Source organism: Leucobacter chromiireducens subsp. chromiireducens, assembly GCF_016758255.1.
GTDB lineage: Bacteria > Actinomycetota > Actinomycetes > Actinomycetales > Microbacteriaceae > Leucobacter > Leucobacter chromiireducens.
The window spans coordinates 165,130-180,708 of the sequence record NZ_QYAD01000004.1; the positions used below are offsets into that span (position 1 = coordinate 165,130).

Annotated in this window: 15 protein-coding genes and 2 tRNA genes; 5 read left to right on the forward strand and 12 right to left on the reverse strand. The window is 66.3% G+C overall.

Annotated features, from left to right (window positions below; all coding sequences use genetic code 11):
• Positions 1 to 16: 16 nt before the first annotated feature.
• From D3226_RS11740 to recO, 4 genes are read right to left on the reverse strand one after another with little or no spacing between them, the layout of a single operon-like run.
• Positions 17 to 1,273 (reverse strand): deoxyguanosinetriphosphate triphosphohydrolase, encoded by a 1,257-nt coding sequence (locus D3226_RS11740; protein ID WP_202382983.1) that lies wholly within the window; start codon positions 1,271 to 1,273, stop codon positions 17 to 19.
• Positions 1,266 to 2,453, reverse strand: coding sequence for a tRNA dihydrouridine synthase DusB (gene dusB, locus D3226_RS11745; protein ID WP_202382789.1), 1,188 nt, complete (start codon positions 2,451 to 2,453; stop codon positions 1,266 to 1,268). Before dusB ends, D3226_RS11740 begins: the two co-directional genes overlap by 8 nt.
• 21 nt (positions 2,454 to 2,474) lie before the next feature.
• Positions 2,475 to 3,263: an isoprenyl transferase gene (locus D3226_RS11750; protein WP_202382790.1), complete on the reverse strand. Its 789-nt coding sequence runs from the start codon at positions 3,261 to 3,263 to the stop codon at positions 2,475 to 2,477.
• A 10-nt stretch (positions 3,264 to 3,273) separates the two neighbouring features.
• Positions 3,274 to 3,996 carry a DNA repair protein RecO gene (gene recO, locus D3226_RS11755; protein WP_202382791.1) on the reverse strand — a complete coding sequence of 241 codons (723 nt, stop codon included), beginning with the start codon at positions 3,994 to 3,996 and terminating at the stop codon, positions 3,274 to 3,276.
• A 91-nt stretch (positions 3,997 to 4,087) separates the two neighbouring features.
• Here recO and cmtR point away from each other — a divergent pair, with 91 nt between their 5' ends.
• The 3 genes from cmtR to D3226_RS11770 are packed head-to-tail and all read left to right on the forward strand — an operon-like array spanning position 4,088 to position 7,273.
• On the forward strand, positions 4,088 to 4,450 hold the full coding sequence (gene cmtR, locus D3226_RS11760; RefSeq protein ID WP_202382792.1) for a Cd(II)/Pb(II)-sensing metalloregulatory transcriptional regulator CmtR: 363 nt from the start codon (positions 4,088 to 4,090) through the stop codon (positions 4,448 to 4,450).
• Positions 4,447 to 6,375, forward strand: a complete 1,929-nt coding sequence (locus tag D3226_RS11765; protein WP_202382793.1) for a heavy metal translocating P-type ATPase — start codon at positions 4,447 to 4,449, stop codon at positions 6,373 to 6,375. The genes cmtR and D3226_RS11765 overlap by 4 nt, the downstream gene beginning before the upstream one ends.
• Before the next feature lie 4 nt (positions 6,376 to 6,379).
• Positions 6,380 to 7,273: a trimeric intracellular cation channel family protein gene (locus tag D3226_RS11770; protein WP_337248985.1), complete on the forward strand. Its 894-nt coding sequence runs from the start codon at positions 6,380 to 6,382 to the stop codon at positions 7,271 to 7,273.
• Between the two features lie 18 nt (positions 7,274 to 7,291).
• On the opposite strand, the gene ruvC is transcribed toward D3226_RS11770, so the two are convergent.
• The 5 genes from ruvC to D3226_RS11795 all read right to left on the reverse strand — a co-directional run bounded on the left by ruvC (position 7,292) and on the right by D3226_RS11795 (position 11,904).
• A complete protein-coding gene (gene ruvC, locus D3226_RS11775) occupies positions 7,292 to 7,885 on the reverse strand; it encodes a crossover junction endodeoxyribonuclease RuvC (RefSeq protein ID WP_202382794.1) in 594 nt (197 codons plus the stop codon).
• A gap of 28 nt (positions 7,886 to 7,913) precedes the next feature.
• A complete protein-coding gene (locus tag D3226_RS11780; protein WP_202382795.1) occupies positions 7,914 to 8,678 on the reverse strand; it encodes a YebC/PmpR family DNA-binding transcriptional regulator in 765 nt (254 codons plus the stop codon).
• A gap of 101 nt (positions 8,679 to 8,779) precedes the next feature.
• The gene (locus D3226_RS11785) at positions 8,780 to 9,343 is read right to left on the reverse strand and encodes an HIT family protein (protein ID WP_420029096.1); all 564 of its coding nucleotides are present in this window, start codon (positions 9,341 to 9,343) and stop codon (positions 8,780 to 8,782) included.
• Positions 9,331 to 11,298, reverse strand: a complete 1,968-nt coding sequence (gene thrS, locus D3226_RS11790; RefSeq protein ID WP_202382796.1) for a threonine--tRNA ligase — start codon at positions 11,296 to 11,298, stop codon at positions 9,331 to 9,333. The genes D3226_RS11785 and thrS overlap by 13 nt, the downstream gene beginning before the upstream one ends.
• A 132-nt stretch (positions 11,299 to 11,430) precedes the next feature.
• Positions 11,431 to 11,904 carry a GNAT family N-acetyltransferase gene (locus D3226_RS11795; protein WP_202382797.1) on the reverse strand — a complete coding sequence of 158 codons (474 nt, stop codon included), beginning with the start codon at positions 11,902 to 11,904 and terminating at the stop codon, positions 11,431 to 11,433.
• Positions 11,905 to 12,049: 145 nt separating this feature from the next.
• Between D3226_RS11795 and D3226_RS11800 the strand changes: the two genes are divergently transcribed.
• Positions 12,050 to 13,492, forward strand: coding sequence for an aminotransferase-like domain-containing protein (locus tag D3226_RS11800; protein WP_202382798.1), 1,443 nt, complete (start codon positions 12,050 to 12,052; stop codon positions 13,490 to 13,492).
• Here the strand turns inward: D3226_RS11800 and D3226_RS11805 are convergent.
• From D3226_RS11805 to D3226_RS11815, 3 genes are all read right to left on the reverse strand, one after another.
• Positions 13,468 to 13,758 carry a putative quinol monooxygenase gene (locus tag D3226_RS11805; RefSeq protein ID WP_202382799.1) on the reverse strand — a complete coding sequence of 97 codons (291 nt, stop codon included), beginning with the start codon at positions 13,756 to 13,758 and terminating at the stop codon, positions 13,468 to 13,470. The two genes, D3226_RS11800 and D3226_RS11805, sit on opposite strands and share 25 nt — an antisense overlap.
• Positions 13,759 to 14,074: 316 nt before the next feature.
• Positions 14,075 to 14,150 (reverse strand) — tRNA-Val (locus D3226_RS11810).
• 103 nt (positions 14,151 to 14,253) lie between these two features.
• The gene (locus D3226_RS11815) at positions 14,254 to 15,276 is read right to left on the reverse strand and encodes a hypothetical protein (RefSeq protein ID WP_202382800.1); all 1,023 of its coding nucleotides are present in this window, start codon (positions 15,274 to 15,276) and stop codon (positions 14,254 to 14,256) included.
• 189 nt (positions 15,277 to 15,465) lie between these two features.
• Between D3226_RS11815 and D3226_RS11820 the strand changes: the two genes are divergently transcribed.
• Positions 15,466 to 15,538, forward strand: a tRNA-Gly gene (locus D3226_RS11820).
• Positions 15,539 to 15,579: the final 41 nt, after the last annotated feature.

Sequence of the window (15,579 nt, forward strand, 5' to 3'; positions counted from 1 at the left end):
CGCGCCTTTCGGCGCGTCACACGAGGGGAATGTCGCAATGTTCCTTGTGCCAGGCGATCGCGGCCTGATCCGTGAGCGACGCCACCTGGTCGACGACCGCGCGTCGCGCCCCCGCCTCGTCGGTCGCGGCGCGGAAGTCAGCCGCGAACGCGGGCTCGAGCGAACGCTCCCCCGCCGCCCACAGCGCTTCGAGCAGCTCGGTGAGCAGATCACGCTGGCGGCGATACGTCGGCTGGCGGCGCCCACTCGCCATCACGAAGGCCGCCACGATGCCCTTGAGGACGGCAATCTCGGCGCGGATCTCGGCAGGCACGACGACGCCGGAGCCGTAGCGGGCGAGCGGCCGACCATCGGCCTCCGCGAGAGTCGCCGTGATTGATGCGCGGGCGAAGCGGCCAATCATGTCGCTCGTGAAGTTCTTCAGCTGCGCTTGGTGGCCACGCGAGCCGTCCCACCGAGTCAGCCAGGTGTCGGTCTCCGCGATGCGGTCGTACGCCGCGCCGAGCTCATCACTAGAGAACGACCCACCGGCCCACTCTGAGACAGCGCGAATGAGCGAGTCGTGCCCCGAGCGCGCGGTGAGGATCTCAGGATCGATGTACTCGCTCACGACGGCGTCCTCAAAGTCATGCACGGAGTACGCAATATCGTCCGAGAGATCCATGACCTGCGCCTCGGCACACTTCACCCGAGCCGGAGCGCCCTGGCGCAGCCAGGCGAACACGGGCTCGTCATCCGCGAAGTAGCCGAACTTCACGCTGCCCGGCTCAGCCTCGGCGAGGCTCCACGGGTACTTGCAGCTCGCGTCGAGGGTGGCACGGGTGAGGTTCAGCCCCAGGCTCGAGCCATCAGCTGCGAAGCGCTTCGGCTCGAGTCGGGTGAGCAGGCGCAGCGTCTGCGCATTGCCCTCGAAGCCGCCCGCGTCGGCCGCCCAAGCGTTCAGGGCTTTCTCCCCATTGTGCCCAAACGGTGGGTGGCCCAGATCGTGCGCGAGGCACGCGGTATCTACGACGTCTTGCGCGAGCCCGAGCGCAACAGCAAGCTCACGGCCAATCTGCGCGACCTCGAGCGAGTGCGTCAGCCGATTCCGCGCGAAATCGATTCCCGCGGTGGGACTGAGCACCTGCGTCTTTGCCGCCAAGCGGCGCCAGGCGCTCGAATGCAGCACACGCGCACGATCCCGCGCAAAATCGGAACGTGCGCCACCGTGGGTCTCCGGTGCGAAGCGCTCTGCGTCCTCAGCGCTGTACCCCTCGGGCAGCGCCTCAGCCACCCGAATCGTCCCGCTCAGCCTCAGCAAGGTCTGCGAAGTCAATACCCTCGCTCGTGCGGCTCTTCAGCCAGCCATCGGGCAGGTGCACGCGCTTCGGCGAACCCGCTCTGCCGCGCTGCCCCTCCGCACCCTCACCGGGGTACGGCATCGCGGCGTCCATCGTCGCGAAGATCTCATCCATCTGCGCAAGTGACTCGACCGTCGCGAGTGCGCGGCGTGTGTCGCCTCCCACGCCGTAGCCCTTGTAGTACCAGGCGACGTGCTTGCGAATATCGCGGCAGGCACGATCCTCCTCGCCGTCGAAGAATTCGATGAGCAGTTCGGTATGGCGGCGCATCGCCTCCATCACGAAGCCGAGCGGCGGTTTCGCGATCGCGGCCTCCGCTTCGTCCCAGCTGAGCTCGCCAGCCTCGGCGCGGAACGCCGCGGCGAGATCCCCGAAGAGCCACGGGCGACCGAGGCAGCCGCGCCCGACCACCACGCCGTCGCAACCGGTCTCGCGCACCATCCGAATCGCGTCTTCCGCGGACCAGATGTCACCGTTGCCGAGGATCGGCACACTCGTAATCGTCTCCTTGAGGGTCGCAATCGACGACCAGTCGGCCTCGCCCGAGTAGAACTCGTTCGCCGTGCGACCATGCAGGGCGATCGCGGCAACGCCGGCACCCTCCGCCGCGCGCGCGGCATCCAGGTACGTGAGGTGATCCTGATCGATGCCCTTGCGCATCTTGATCGTCAGCGGGATATCGCCCGCCGCCTTCACCGCGCCGGTGACGATGGCCTCGAACAGGTCGCGCTTCCATGGCAGCGCGGAGCCGCCGCCCTTCCGCGTCACCTTCGGCACAGGGCAACCAAAGTTCAGATCGATGTGATCCGCGAGGTCCTGATCCACCAGGAAGCGCACCGCTTCAGACACCGTCTTCGGGTCGACCCCGTAGAGCTGGATGGAGCGCGGCGTCTCGCTCTCGTGATGCTTGATGAGACGCAGCGACGCGGGCGTGCGCTCGACGAGCGCACGGCTGGTGATCATCTCGCTCACGTACAGGCCAGCGCCGTACTCGCGGCACAGGCGCCGGAAGGCGGTGTTCGTGATTCCGGCCATCGGGGCGAGCACCACGGGCACGTCGAGCGTGAGCGGCCCGATGCGAAGCCGGGAGTCGGGAAGGGTCTGGGCAGTCATATCCTGCCTATTCTCTCACGTTCAGGAGTCCGCAGTCGGCGTATCCACAGCCCCACCGAAGCGCCGATCCCGCGCATGATAGATCTGGATCGCGCGCCACAGCTCCTCGCGGCTGAAATCCGGCCACAGGGTGTCGAGGAATACCATCTCCGCGTAGGCGGACTGCCAGAGCATGAAGTTGCTGGTGCGCTGTTCGCCCGAGCTGCGCAGGAAGAGGTCCACGTCGGGCAGCTCCGGCACATACAAGTGGCGTTCGAGGGTGCGCTCCGTGATGCCGCCCGGGGTGAGCCGGCCGCTCTCGACGTCCGCGGCGATGGCGCGTACCGCGTCCACGAGCTCGTTGCGTCCGCCATAGTTCACGCACATCGTGAGAGTGAGGCCGGTGTTGTTTGCGGTTTCCCGCTCGGATGCGCGCAGCTCGCTGATCACCGACCCCCAGAGCTTGGGCTTGCGCCCGGCCCAGCGCATGCGCACATTCCAAGAGTGGAGCTGGGCGCGACGGCGGCGCAGCACGTCTCGGTTGAAGCCCATCAGGAAGCGGACCTCATCGGGCGAGCGCCGCCAGTTCTCCGTGGAGAACGCGTAGACGCTGAGGTGTGTCACCCCCGCCTGGATCGCGCCAGCCACCACGTCGAGCAGCACCTGCTCGCCCATGCGGTGCCCCTCAACGCGGGACAGGCCGCGCTGATTCGCCCAGCGTCCGTTGCCGTCCATCACGATGGCAACGTGCTTCGGGGCGGGGCCCGCGAAGCGGGGCGGCTCGACCCCTGTCCAATCAACCGGTACGAGTGCGTCGGGGGCAGAGAACATGGTTCCGATTCTAAAGCCGCGGTGTGGAGAAGGAGCGCAGGCCACGCTCGAGGTGCCACTGCGTGTACGCCGCGACGATGCCTGCCGCCTGGCCGCGCTCGCGCTCGGAGGCGGCCAGCGCTGTCTCCCAGTCGCCCGCGAGGAGCGCCTGCAAGAGCGTGATGCTGCCGGGGTCCAGGCGGGGCGCGCCCGGCGGGCGGCATTCCTCGCACACCACGCCGCCGAGTTGCACGACGACCGCGGTGTGAGGGCCCGGGGCCCCGCAGCGCACGCAGTCCACAAACCCCGGGGTCCAACCGGCCTGCGCAAGTGCGCGGAGCAGGTATCCATCGCGCACGAGTTCGCTTGGGATCTTGCCCGCCGCAAGCGTGCGGAGCGCGCCCACCAGGAGCGTGTAGAACGCCTGCGTCGGCTCGCCCTCCGCGAGTTTTTCGGCGGCCTCGACCATCGCGCTTCCCGCGCGGTATCGCTCGTAATCTGCGCTGATTGCTGGCCCGTAGGCTCCCACAGTCTCGGCCTGCGTAATCGTGTCGAGTGTTCGGCCCTCGAAGCACTGGAGGTCGGCCACCATGAACGGCTCAAGCCGCGCGCCGAACTTCGACGACGTGCGTCGCACCCCCTTCGCGACGGCGCGCAGCACGCCGCGACCACGGGTCAGGAACGTGACGATGCGGTCGGCTTCGCCGAGCTTGTGCGTGCGAAGCACCACACCTTGTTCACGATAGAGGGGCACTCCCCCAGTATCGCGCACCCCGCTGACACTCGCGCCGTACGCCAGGCCCCACAGGCTCGCAATTGGTCAGCATTCACTGTATGGTCATCACATGCTGACCATTCCTGATCGTGTCGACGCGATGAATCGCCTGGGCCGCGCCATGGCCGACCCCACGCGTTCTCGAATTTTGCTCGCTCTCCTCGAACACCCCGGATACCCGGCCGAGCTTGCCCGCGCGCTGGACATCACGCGCACGAATGTCTCCAACCACCTCACCTGCCTCCGCGGGTGCGGCATTGTCACCGCGACACCGGAGGGACGAAAGACGCGGTATGAACTCGCTGACCCGCACCTCGCTGCCGCATTCCGGGCGCTGGTCGAGGTCACACTGAACGTCGATGAGCGCGTCCCCTGCATTGACCCCACGTGTTCGGTGCCGGGCTGTGACGCGCAGACCGGAACGAACGCGTGAGCGAGGACTGCTGCACTCCCTCACCCACAGCAGAGAAGAAGCCACGATCGCCCACACAGCCCAGCTGGTGGCGTGATCCCACGATGCTCGTGCCGCTCGCGGCCGGGCTCACGCTGATTGTTGGCGTGGCAATCGAGTTCCTTGGATTCAAGATCGCATCGGAGGCAGCCTTCCTCGTCGCGGTCGCGCTCGGTGGCTCGACGTTCACGCCGCGCGCACTCCGGAAGCTGGGCAGCGGAGTCCTCACTATCGGGCTCCTCATGACCATCGCCGCGGTTGGGGCGATCGCGCTCGGGCAGCTCGCAGAGGCCGCCATGCTTGCTTTTCTCTTCGCATTCGCGGAGGCACTTGAGCACCGCGCGATGCGTCACGCACGCGACGGGGTCTACACACTCCTCACATTGCTCCCCGAAACGACGTACATTGTCGCGGCAGGCGAGGCGCGCGAAGTGCCTGTTGCCCAGCTGCGCGTCGGCGACCTCATATTGCTCAGAGCAGGCGACCGGGTGCCCACGGACGCGGTCATCGAGTCAGGCAACTCCACCGTCGACGCTTCAGCAGTGACGGGCGAGTCCATCCCGGTGGCCGTCGGGCCGGGTGACGCCCTGCTTGCGGGCAGCCTGAACAACAGCGGTGCACTGCGTCTCACCGCAACCGCGCCGGGAAGCGACAGTTCCCTCACCCACACGGTCACGCTGGTGCGTGAAGCACAAGCCCAGAAGGGTGAACGCGCACGGCTGGCCGATCGCATTGCGCGCCCCCTCGTTCCAACAATTCTCGGGCTGGCCGCGGTGGTGGCAATTCTGGGACTCTGGTCAGACGATCCACGAGCGTGGCTCGAGCGAGCACTCATCGTGCTGGTTGCTGCTTCCCCCTGCGCCCTCGCCATCTCGGTCCCCGTCACCGTGATCAGCGCCATTGGCGCGCTCGCCCGGCTCGGCATCGTGGTGACTTCCGGCTCCGCGTTCGAACGGCTGGGTGGGATTCGCACGATCGCATTCGACAAGACCGGAACGCTCACCGCCGGAACCCCGCGCATCGTCGCCTGTCACGCGGCCGAGGGCAGAGTTCCAGAACAGGTGCTGTCGTGGGCGGCTGCGGTGGAGCGCGACAGCGGACACCCGCTCGCGGCGGCATTCGCAGCCGCAGTGCCACATGCGCTCCCGGCCACGGCAGTGCGCGAGCACCCTGGGCAGGGCGTTGCAGGCATGGTCGATGGGGTCGCAGTCCGCGTCGGCAGCAGCCGTTGGATCTCCCCCGGTGCGCTCGCGGAACGCACGGACGAGCTCGCCGCCGACGGGATGACCGTAGTCGTGGTCGAGCGTGCGGGCGCCCCGGTAGGCGTGATCGGGGTGCGCGACGAACTTCGAGCGGACGCTGCGCGCACCGTACGACAGCTCACCGCGCAGGGCCTGCGCACCCTCATGCTGACTGGCGACAACGCGCGTACCGCCCGCGCACTGGGCGACGCGGCCGGCATCACCGATGTGCGGGCGGAACAGCTCCCCGCCGACAAGGCAGCCGCGGTTCGCACACTGAGCGAAGACGCGCCGACCGCTATGGTGGGTGACGGCATGAACGACGCCCCCGCACTCGCGACGGCGACCGTCGGTATCGCGCTGGGGACTGCGGGCTCGGCCGCGGCCGTTGAAGCGGCGGATGTGGCTCTCGCCGGGCACACGCTTTCGGCGATCCCGATCATGCTCGCGCACGCCAAGCGGAGCCGCGGCATCATGACACAGAACATCGTCCTCTCGATTGGGATCATTGCCGTTCTTGTCCCGCTCGCTCTGAGTGGCGTACTCAGCCTCGGCGGAGTTGTGCTGGTGCACGAGATCGCTGAGGTCGTGGTGATCGCGAACGGACTCCGCGCAGCGCGGCTGGGAGGCTCAGCAGGCGCCATCCCGGGGGATGCAGGAGAATAGATGTGTGCTTGACGAGACGTTCCGTACCCCGCTCCCCATCGATCTCATCGCGGTCGGCGTGGGCAGTCTGCAGGGTGCGCTGTTCGCCGCAGGCTTCAAGCGCATTGATCTCCTCGGCGTAGCGATCATCGGCATCGCGTCGGGCATCGGCGGCGGCTTCCTCCGCGACATTCTGCTCGGCGTCACCCCCGCCGCGTTCTCCGAAAACCTGTATCTGGTCGTCGCAACGCTCGCGGCGTTCGTCGGCATGCTGCTGCCGCGTCTCCTCCAGAAGGTCGACCCGGTGATCACCGTGCTCGACGCGCTAAGCATCGGGATGTTCGGCGCGATCGGCACGACAAAGGCGCTCGCCATGGGAATGCCCGTGATCCCGGCGCTCTTCATCGGCACCGTCTCCGCGGTGGGTGGCGGCGTGCTCCGTGACGTGATGCTCAACATTCCGATCGCTCTCATGCACGTCGGCTCGCTCTACGCGGTCGCAAGTCTCGTCGGCGTCGCGACGCTCGCGGTGCTCCTCGCCCTCGGGGTTCCCGTGATGGTTGCGGGCGTTGTGTGTGTCATCGTCACAGCGATCCTGCGGTTGCTCGCCGTGCGCTTCGGGTGGAGTCTTCCCGAGCAGCGCGCGCTCAGCCGAATCCAACTGCGCCGACAGCGCCAGGTGGAGCAGGTCATCGAAGAGGCGCTCACGACCGGCGCGATCACGCTGCCCATCGATCTCTCGCACCTCGCGGATGTGACCGATCTTGGCGAGGTCGATGACTTCGGAACCGCGAGCGGGGCCGCGCGCTCACACTCCACGGGAGCAAGCCCAGAGGTGAAGCCAGACCCGCTGTGGGACATGCGTCCCGGCCCGGGCGAAGACCCGCGGGAGTGCCCGCCGGAAGACCGACGCGAGTAGCTGTTCCTCGCTCGGAGGCTACGCGCGGGGCCCGCTTCGCCGACGACCGAGTTTCGCCTCGGCCTCGCGCCACGCGCGCTGGGCCGGGGTCTCCCCCGCCGGCGCAACGCCCTTCCCTTGGCGGTCGGCCGCGCCACCACGCCCCAGGTGCCAGGCGTGAGTAATGGCGAGGGCGAGCGCGTCAGCCGCGTCGGCGGGCTTCGGCGGTGCCGCGAGGCCGAGCAGTCGGGTGACCATCGTGGTGACCTGCGCCTTGTCGGCAGCGCCGTAGCCGGTCACTTGAGACTTCACTTCGTTCGGGGTGTAGAGCGCCACCGGGATCCCACGCTCTTCAGCCAGGTACATGACGACCCCGCTGATCTGCGCGACGCCCATGACGCTCGCGACGTTGCTTTGCGCAAAGACACGCTCGAGTGCGATCCCATCGGGGCGCTCTCCATCGAGCAGCCGTCGGATCCCTGAGCCGATCTGGTGCAAGCGTGCAGGCAGGCTGGCGCCAGCGGGGCTGCCCAGTACCTCAACGTGCGAAAACTCAACGCGGCGCCCCGTCCCTGCGGTCACGATGCCGACGCCGCAGCGGGTGAGGCCGGGGTCGATTCCGATGATGCGCATGGGTCGGGGCGCCGCTGATGAGATGGTGTTACTCGTCTTCTGCGAGCTCGGCCTGCACCTCGGGGGTCAGGTCGAAGTTCGAGAACACGTTCTGCACATCGTCGCTGTCTTCGAGCGCGTCGATAAGGCGGAAGACCTTGCGTGCCGTATCGGCGTCGATCTCCACCTTGAGACTCGGCACGAACTCAGCGTCGGCCGAGTCGTAGTCGATTCCCGCGTCAACGAGCGCGGTGCGGGCGGCAACCAATTCTGACGGCTCAGTGAGCACCTCGAAAGACTCGCCGTTCGGCGCGGGGGTGACCTCCTCGGCGCCGGCCTCGAGCACGGCCATCAGTACGTCATCCTCAGTCGTCCCCTCCGCGGGAACAGAAATGACGCCCTTGCGCGCGAAGTTGTACGCAACGGAACCGGGGTCAGCAAGCGTGCCGCCGTTTCGGTTCAGCGCGGTGCGCACCTCTGCGGCAGCGCGGTTCTTGTTGTCGGTAAGGCACTCGATCATCAGCGCGACACCGTTGGGGCCATAGCCTTCGTACATGATCGTCGTGTACTCAACGGCATCGCCATCGAGCCCGGCACCGCGCTTGATCGCGCGATCGATGTTGTCGCCGGGAACGGAGTTCTTCTTGGCTTTGTGCACCGCATCGGCGAGGGCAGGGTTGCCCGCGAGGTCCGGGCCGCCGATACGGGCCGCAACCTCAATTACCTTGATGTACTTCGCGAAAGCCTTCGCTCGACGCGAATCAAGGATCGCCTTCTTGTGCTTTGTGGTTGCCCATTTGGAGTGTCCGGACATGATCGGACTCCTTCCGTGTGTCAGTCTGTTGAAATCTGTGCGAGCGCGGCCGAGAACCATTCGATTCCCACCGCCATTGCGTCCGCCCGATCCGCGTGTCGCTACTCGGGCTGCACTCCGTCCGGAGGGTCTGCCCACGCCGTGGCGAGCTTCTCTCGGACCTCGCCCAGCAGCTGGGGCAGCGCCTTGGTCTTCGCGATAATCGGGAAGAAGTTTGCATCCGACGCCCATCGCGGCACGATGTGCTGGTGCAGGTGGGCGGCGACGCCGGCCCCCGCGATCGCACCCTGGTTCATGCCGAGGTTGAAACCGTCGCAGCCCATGACCTCGCAGGCAACACGCATGGCGCGCTGCGTGAGCGCGCCAATCTCCGCCACCTCGGCGGGCGTTGCCTCGTCGTAGCTCGCGATGTGCCGGTACGGGCACACGAGCATGTGCCCGTTGTTGTACGGAAACAGATTCAGGATCACGTACGCGGTTTCGCCCCGCGCAACGATAAGCGCGTCCTCATCACCCTTTTCGGGCGCCTCGCAGAACGGGCAATCGTGTTGCGTCGGCTGGTGGTGATCCTTTACGTACACCATGCGGTGGGGCACCCACAGACGATCCATCTCGTCCGGGGTGCCCACCGCTGCGGTGGTCGAAAGGTCTTCTACGCGGTCCACGCCGTCGACACCTGCTCATGCGACTCGATCGAGCCCACGATCCGCTCGATTGCCTCGGCGACCGGCACACCGTTCAGCTGCGTGCCGTCGCGGAAGCGGAACGACACGGCGCCCGCGGCGCGATCCTCTTCACCAGCGATCAGCTGGAACGGGATCTTGCCCTTCGTGTGGGTGCGAATCTTCTTCGGCATCCGGTCGTCAGAGTGATCGACCTCGGCACGCACGCCGCGCTTACGCAGTTCTGCGATCACACCGTCGAGGTATTCGCCGTACTGCTCCGCGACGGGGATGCCGACCACCTGCGTGGGCGAGAGCCACACGGGGAACGCGCCAGCGTAATGCTCGAGCAGGATCGCGAAGAAGCGCTCAACGGAGCCGAGCAGTGCACGGTGGATCATGACGGGCTGCTTGCGCGTGCCATCGGCTGCCGCGTACTCGAGTTCAAACAGCTCGGGCTGGTTGAAGTCGAGCTGCACGGTGGAGAGCTGCCAGGTGCGCCCAATGGCGTCGCGCGCTTGCACGGAAATCTTCGGACCATAGAACGCCGCCCCACCGGGATCGGCGACCAGCTCGAGGCCCGATTCCTCGCCGACCTCGCGCAGCGTCTGCTCAGCCTCGGCCCACTGCTCCTCGGTACCGACCGACTTCTCGGGATCCCGGGTGGAGAGCTCGAGGTAGAAGTCATTCAGGCCGTAGGCGCGCAGCGTGTCGAAGACGAACTCGAGCTGGGTCTTGATCTCGTCCTTCACCTGCTCGTCTGTGACGTAGATGTGCGCATCATCCTGCGTGAGTCCGCGCACGCGGGTAAGGCCGGAGAGCGTGCCGCTCTTCTCGTACCGGTAGACCGTGCCGAACTCCGCGAGGCGCAGCGGCAGCTCGCGGTAGCTGCGCGAACGGGCGCGGAAGATGAGGTTGTGGAACGGGCAGTTCATGGGCTTCAGGTAGTAGTCCTGACCCTGCTTCGTCACGTTGCCCTCGGCGTCGACGACCTCGTCGAGGTGCATCGCCGGGAACATGCCGTCCTTGTACCAGTTGAGGTGCTGGCTGGTCTCGAAGAGGGAGCCCTTCGTGATGTGGGGGCTGTTCACCACCTCGTAGCCGTTCTTCAGCAGCTCCGAGCGCATGAAGTTCTCGATCTCGTGGCGGATGATGCCGCCCTTCGGGTGGAACACCGCGAGCCCCGAGCCGATTTCGTCGGGAAACGAGAAGAGGTCGAGCTCGACGCCCAGCTTGCGATGGTCGCGCTTCGCGGCCTCCTCCAGGCGAGTCTGGTACGCGCGCAGCTCATCCTTCGTGGGCCACGCAGTGCCGTAGATGCGCTGCAGCATCGGGTTCGCCTCGCTGCCACGCCAGTACGCACCAGCGCTGCGCATCAAGGCCCAACCATTCCCCAGCATGCGGGTGTTCGGCACGTGCGGGCCGCGGCAGAGGTCCTTCCAGCAGACCTCACCGGTCTTCGGGTCGACGTTGTCGTAGATGGTCAGCTCGGCGCCACCCACCTCGACGCTCTCGTTGTCGCTGCCCGAATCGGCACCGCCCTTGAGGCCAACGAGCTCGAGCTTGTAGGGCTCGTTCGCGAGCTCGGCGCGGGCCTCATCCTCGGTCACCACGCGGCGAACGAAGCGCTGGCCCTGCTTCACGATCTTCTGCATCTCGCTAGAGATCGCCTTCAGATCCTCGGGGGTGAAGGGCTCAGCCGGATCGAAGTCGTAGTAGAACCCATCGGTGATGGGCGGGCCAATGCCGAGGGTGGTCTCCGGATTGATGCGCTGCACGGCCTGGGCGAGCACGTGTGCCGCCGAGTGGCGGAGGATGTTCAGCCCGTCTTCCGTGTCGATTGCGACGGGCTCCACCGTGTCCGTCTCCGTAACCTCGGTCGCGAGGTCGCGCAGCTCGCCATTGACGCGCATTGCGACAATGGAACGATCAGTGAACAGGGAGAAGCCATCGGCCACGTGGGCACACTCCTTCGAAAAGAGAAACCGGACCCGGCAATTCTATCGCGCAGGATCCGGGGAACGCATGCACCCGGGTCGCGCGCCCCGCACACGGCGTGACACGCGACCCGTCAGGCAACGTGTCGACGACTACTCCGCCGCTCGGGGAAGCGGCTCGGCATCGTAGGTGATCCAGCTCGCGGGCGTGGCGAGCGTGTTGTAGAGGGCCTGCGCCTGGTGGTTATCTGCCGCGGTAACCCACTGCACCCCGGCCCGCCCCTCCGCGGCAGCCATTTCACGCAGGCGAGTGATGAGCGCACGGCCCACGCCGCGACCACGGACGGCCGGATCGGTAAAGAGGTCGTCCAGGAAGAGGTGCGTGGTCCCGGTGTAGGGCGCAGAGAACCGTCGGTGGTGCGCGAAGCCGAGCACTTCGCCGTCCGCCTCGGCAACAAGGGCGTTGCACTCGTGGCGGGGATCCATCATCCACCCCCACGCGCGGGACACCACCTCCTCCGATTCGGGGAGGCGGTAGAACTCGCGGTACGCGCGGAAGAGCGCGCGCCAGCGCGGCTCGTCAGCGGGAGCGAGAAAACGAACGGTGGTGTGCGAGTGATTCGACAAAGCTGGTCCTTCATATATCTGGTGGATGAGCACGGCGCGGCTCGGGGTGGGGAGATGATCCGAGATTGGGATCGCTGGCACCGGCGGCCCTCGCGCGGGGCGTAACGCAGTTGCACAAAACTGAGTAACGTTATTGACTAGCTTCATGATTCAGGATAACAGAGCTGCCGAGATTGCTGCGCGCCTGCGTCCGCGCATCGCAGGTCTCGCACCAGAGACCCGGCTGCCTGGAGTTCGAGCGCTCTCGCAGGAATTCAGCGCCAGTGCAGCGACCGTGTCTGCTGCGCTCGCCGAACTCAGCGCGCTGGGCCTGGTCCGCGCAGAGCCCGGCCGCGGCACGTTCGCGGTTGGAGTGGGCGAAACGCGCGAACCAGACTTCTCCTGGCAGAACCAGGCGCTCGGCAGTGCACGCGTGGATCCCGATCGAGCCGCGCGTCTGGGCGGATACGGCAGCGCCGATCACCTGCCGCTGTCCTGGGGGTATCTCGCGCCCGAGCTGCTTCCCGCAGAAGAGTTGCACAGGCTCGCCTCTCGCGCCGCGAAGCAGGCGCGGTCCTGGGCGATGACGCCACCGACGGGATCACCCGAGCTCCGTCGCGTCGTCGCTGCGCCGTATCGCGCCGACCCGAACGAGGTGATCGTCACGCCGGGTGGCCAGCAGGCGCTCGTTTTCGCCATGCGCACGCTCTCCGAGCCGGGTGCCACACTCATCACCGAGAGCCCGAGCTATCCCGGCGCCCTCATCGCGGCCCAGAGCGCGGGGCTGCGGCTCGCCCCCGTCCCCACCGATGCAAACGGGATTCTCGTTGACCGCCTAGAAGAGGAGCTCCGGCGGAGCCGTGCGCGACTCATCTATCTGCAGCCGGGATTCGCAAACCCCACGGGCGCAACCCTCAGCGCCGAGCGTCGCGCCCGCGTGCTCGAGCTCGCCGCTCAGTACGGCGCGTTCATCATCGAGGACGATTGGGCGCGGCATTTGGGCATCGAGGCGCAGACACCGCCTCCGCTCTTCACCGCGGCACTGGATGGGCATGTCGTCTCAGTGCTCACCCTGTCGAAACCAGCATCGCCAGGGCTCAGGCTCGGCGCGCTCGTCGCGCGCGGTCCCGCGGCGGCACGCCTGCGCGCGTCGCGCACCGCGGAGGATCTCGGCGTCGCGCCACTCATCCAGGAGGTCGCGCTCAGCCTCCTCACCTCGAGTGCGTGGCCACGCCATCTCTCCCGCCTCGCGCAGTCGCTTGCGATGCGGCGTGATGCTCTGCTGGCCGCACTACGCGAGTCGCTTCCGCAGGCCCGCATCGCGGCTCCCCCGCGCGGCGGGCTGCACGTCTGGGCGCGGCTCCCCTTCGGCACAGATACCGATGCGGTGTGCGCGGCGGCGGAAGACAACGGGGTCCTCGTAGGCAACGGCCGACACTTCTTCGTTGACGAACCGCCTGCCCCACACCTGCGGTTCTCGTTTGGTGCGGGCACTCCAGCGCAGTTCGCTGAGGGTGCCCGCAGGCTCGGCGCGCTCTTCTCTGAGGGGTCGCGCATGCACGAGCCTTCTGCAGTCGAGCCGGGTTACCCGAACGCTGGGCGCATCTGAAGGTAGGTGTTCGCGGCACGCTGGTGCGCGTCGATCAGCGGGACGAGCCGCCGGAAGTGTTCGGTAGCGCAGTGCGCGTCGAGGGCGGCGCGATCGGGCCATTCTTCGACGAAAACGAAGTGTCCAGGATCAGTCTCGTCAACGTACAGCTCGTAGGAGATGTTGAGCGGCTCGCGCCGCGTCAGCTCAACGAGCTCTTCGTACAACGGGAGCACGATGTGTACGGCGTCTTCCCGAATGAAGTCCTGAGCAATCATCTTCAGCATGCTCGCCATCATTCCAGGCGCCGCCTAATTCAGCGAAGCTGCCGGTCGCCGCTCGGAGGTAAGGTGCCAGCCGCTCGGCTGAGAGCGCCTTGGCGAGCTGGGACGCATGCGTGCAGCCCCCGGTCACCGTCGCACCTCCTGTAGTACCGCGCCGAGCGAAGACCCCGGAAGGTCTCTGCGAGAGCATGTCTCCGGGGGTACTGCTTTCTGCACGCTCACCGGCACCAAGAGAAACCCCAGGAACGCACGAGGCCCCAGAAAAGCAAAACGGGAACATCCAACATCTACTGATGTGACATGTTCCCGTCAGGCATTTTGGTGGGCGATACCAGACTCGAACTGATGACCTCTTCCGTGTGAAGGAAGCGCGCTACCAACTGCGCCAATCGCCCGTTTCGCATTTCCTTGCGGATCTGCATCAACCTGATCGATATTACACGGCTTCTCGCGAGTGCCGCGCGACCCCGCCGTTTCCCGCGTAATCTCGGGGATCCCTCACTCCTGATCCGGGCGTGTCGTCACGGGAGCGAGGTCGCTATTCAGCTGGTCGTCGAGCTCAGTGCTCACCTCACTGAGCGCAGTGAGCTGATCCCGCAGCGCGTTGTAGCGATCCACATCTGCTTGGATGCCCGCTCGAGTCGACTCAAGGTCACCCCGTCGCCACTCAAGCTCACCGCGCACCTGATCGAAGCCCGCGGGGTCGCCCGAGAATTCATAGCGGTCATTGCGCACACTGAACTCCGCCGCGTCGGCGTTGAACTGCTCGACCGCGGACACGTAGTCCTTCTTCCGCGCCTCCACATCAGCACGGAGCGTCTCCATCTCCGCGCGGAGCTCGTCCGCCTGCTGCTGGAGGTCCACGAACACTGCGTGGTAGGTGGCGAACGCATCAACAATGTCGGCTCGGTCAACGAACCACTGTGCATAGTGCTCTTCGAGCCAATCTGGCAGCTCGCGCACCTCAGTGCCCAACACCGAGTGCAGCTCGTTCACAAAGGAGGCTTCGGACAGGTGCTCGTACACCGACATGCGCTCCTTCAGCGCGGGATCATCCCCAGCACGGCGGTCGTACTCCTGCCGGAGCTTTGCGCTGAGCGCCGAGCGATCCCCATCTCCCATGCGCGCGAAGGTGGCATGCAAGAGCTCGTGCGCGGCCGTCACCTCCACGACGCCAGAGAGGCGATCATCCGTGACGTCAAAGAGATGGATCTGATCATGGGTGTAACACCCGAGCACGTGCCCCTGCTCGGAGTGGTCCACGCCCGCGCACTGCGTATTGAAGTGCTGACTTCCATCAATAGTGGGATGCGTCGCCAGAAAGACGCGCTCCCCCGTATCCGTGAGATCGAGATCATGCAGCACACGCTCCACGCTCGGATCGGGATCGAACGAGACCGCCGCGAAATGGTCCTTCACCTGCTGACGGAAGGTGACCGCCAGGATCAGGCCGAGCGCAACGAGCAGAACAGCAACGAGGCACAGGCCGCGCCTGAGACCAGAACGCTGTGCCTTCACCATGTGTCCACAGTAACCGCCGAGGTAGCGGCCCGGGTCCAAGAATGCCGAAAATGACGAGAAACCCCCGAGATCCCTTACGTAGAGCCGCGGCGCGCCCGGGCATACGGGCCCAATTTGCGCACCCCCACAAAACCCCCGTATAGTCATACAAGTACACGGCAGCAACACAGAAACAAACACCGTGAACATGCGGATGTAGCGCAGTTGGTAGCGCATCACCTTGCCAAGGTGAGGGTCGCGAGTTCGAGTCTCGTCATCCGCTCTGGTAGTCAGTATTTACTTGATTGCTTATTTGAATAGGTG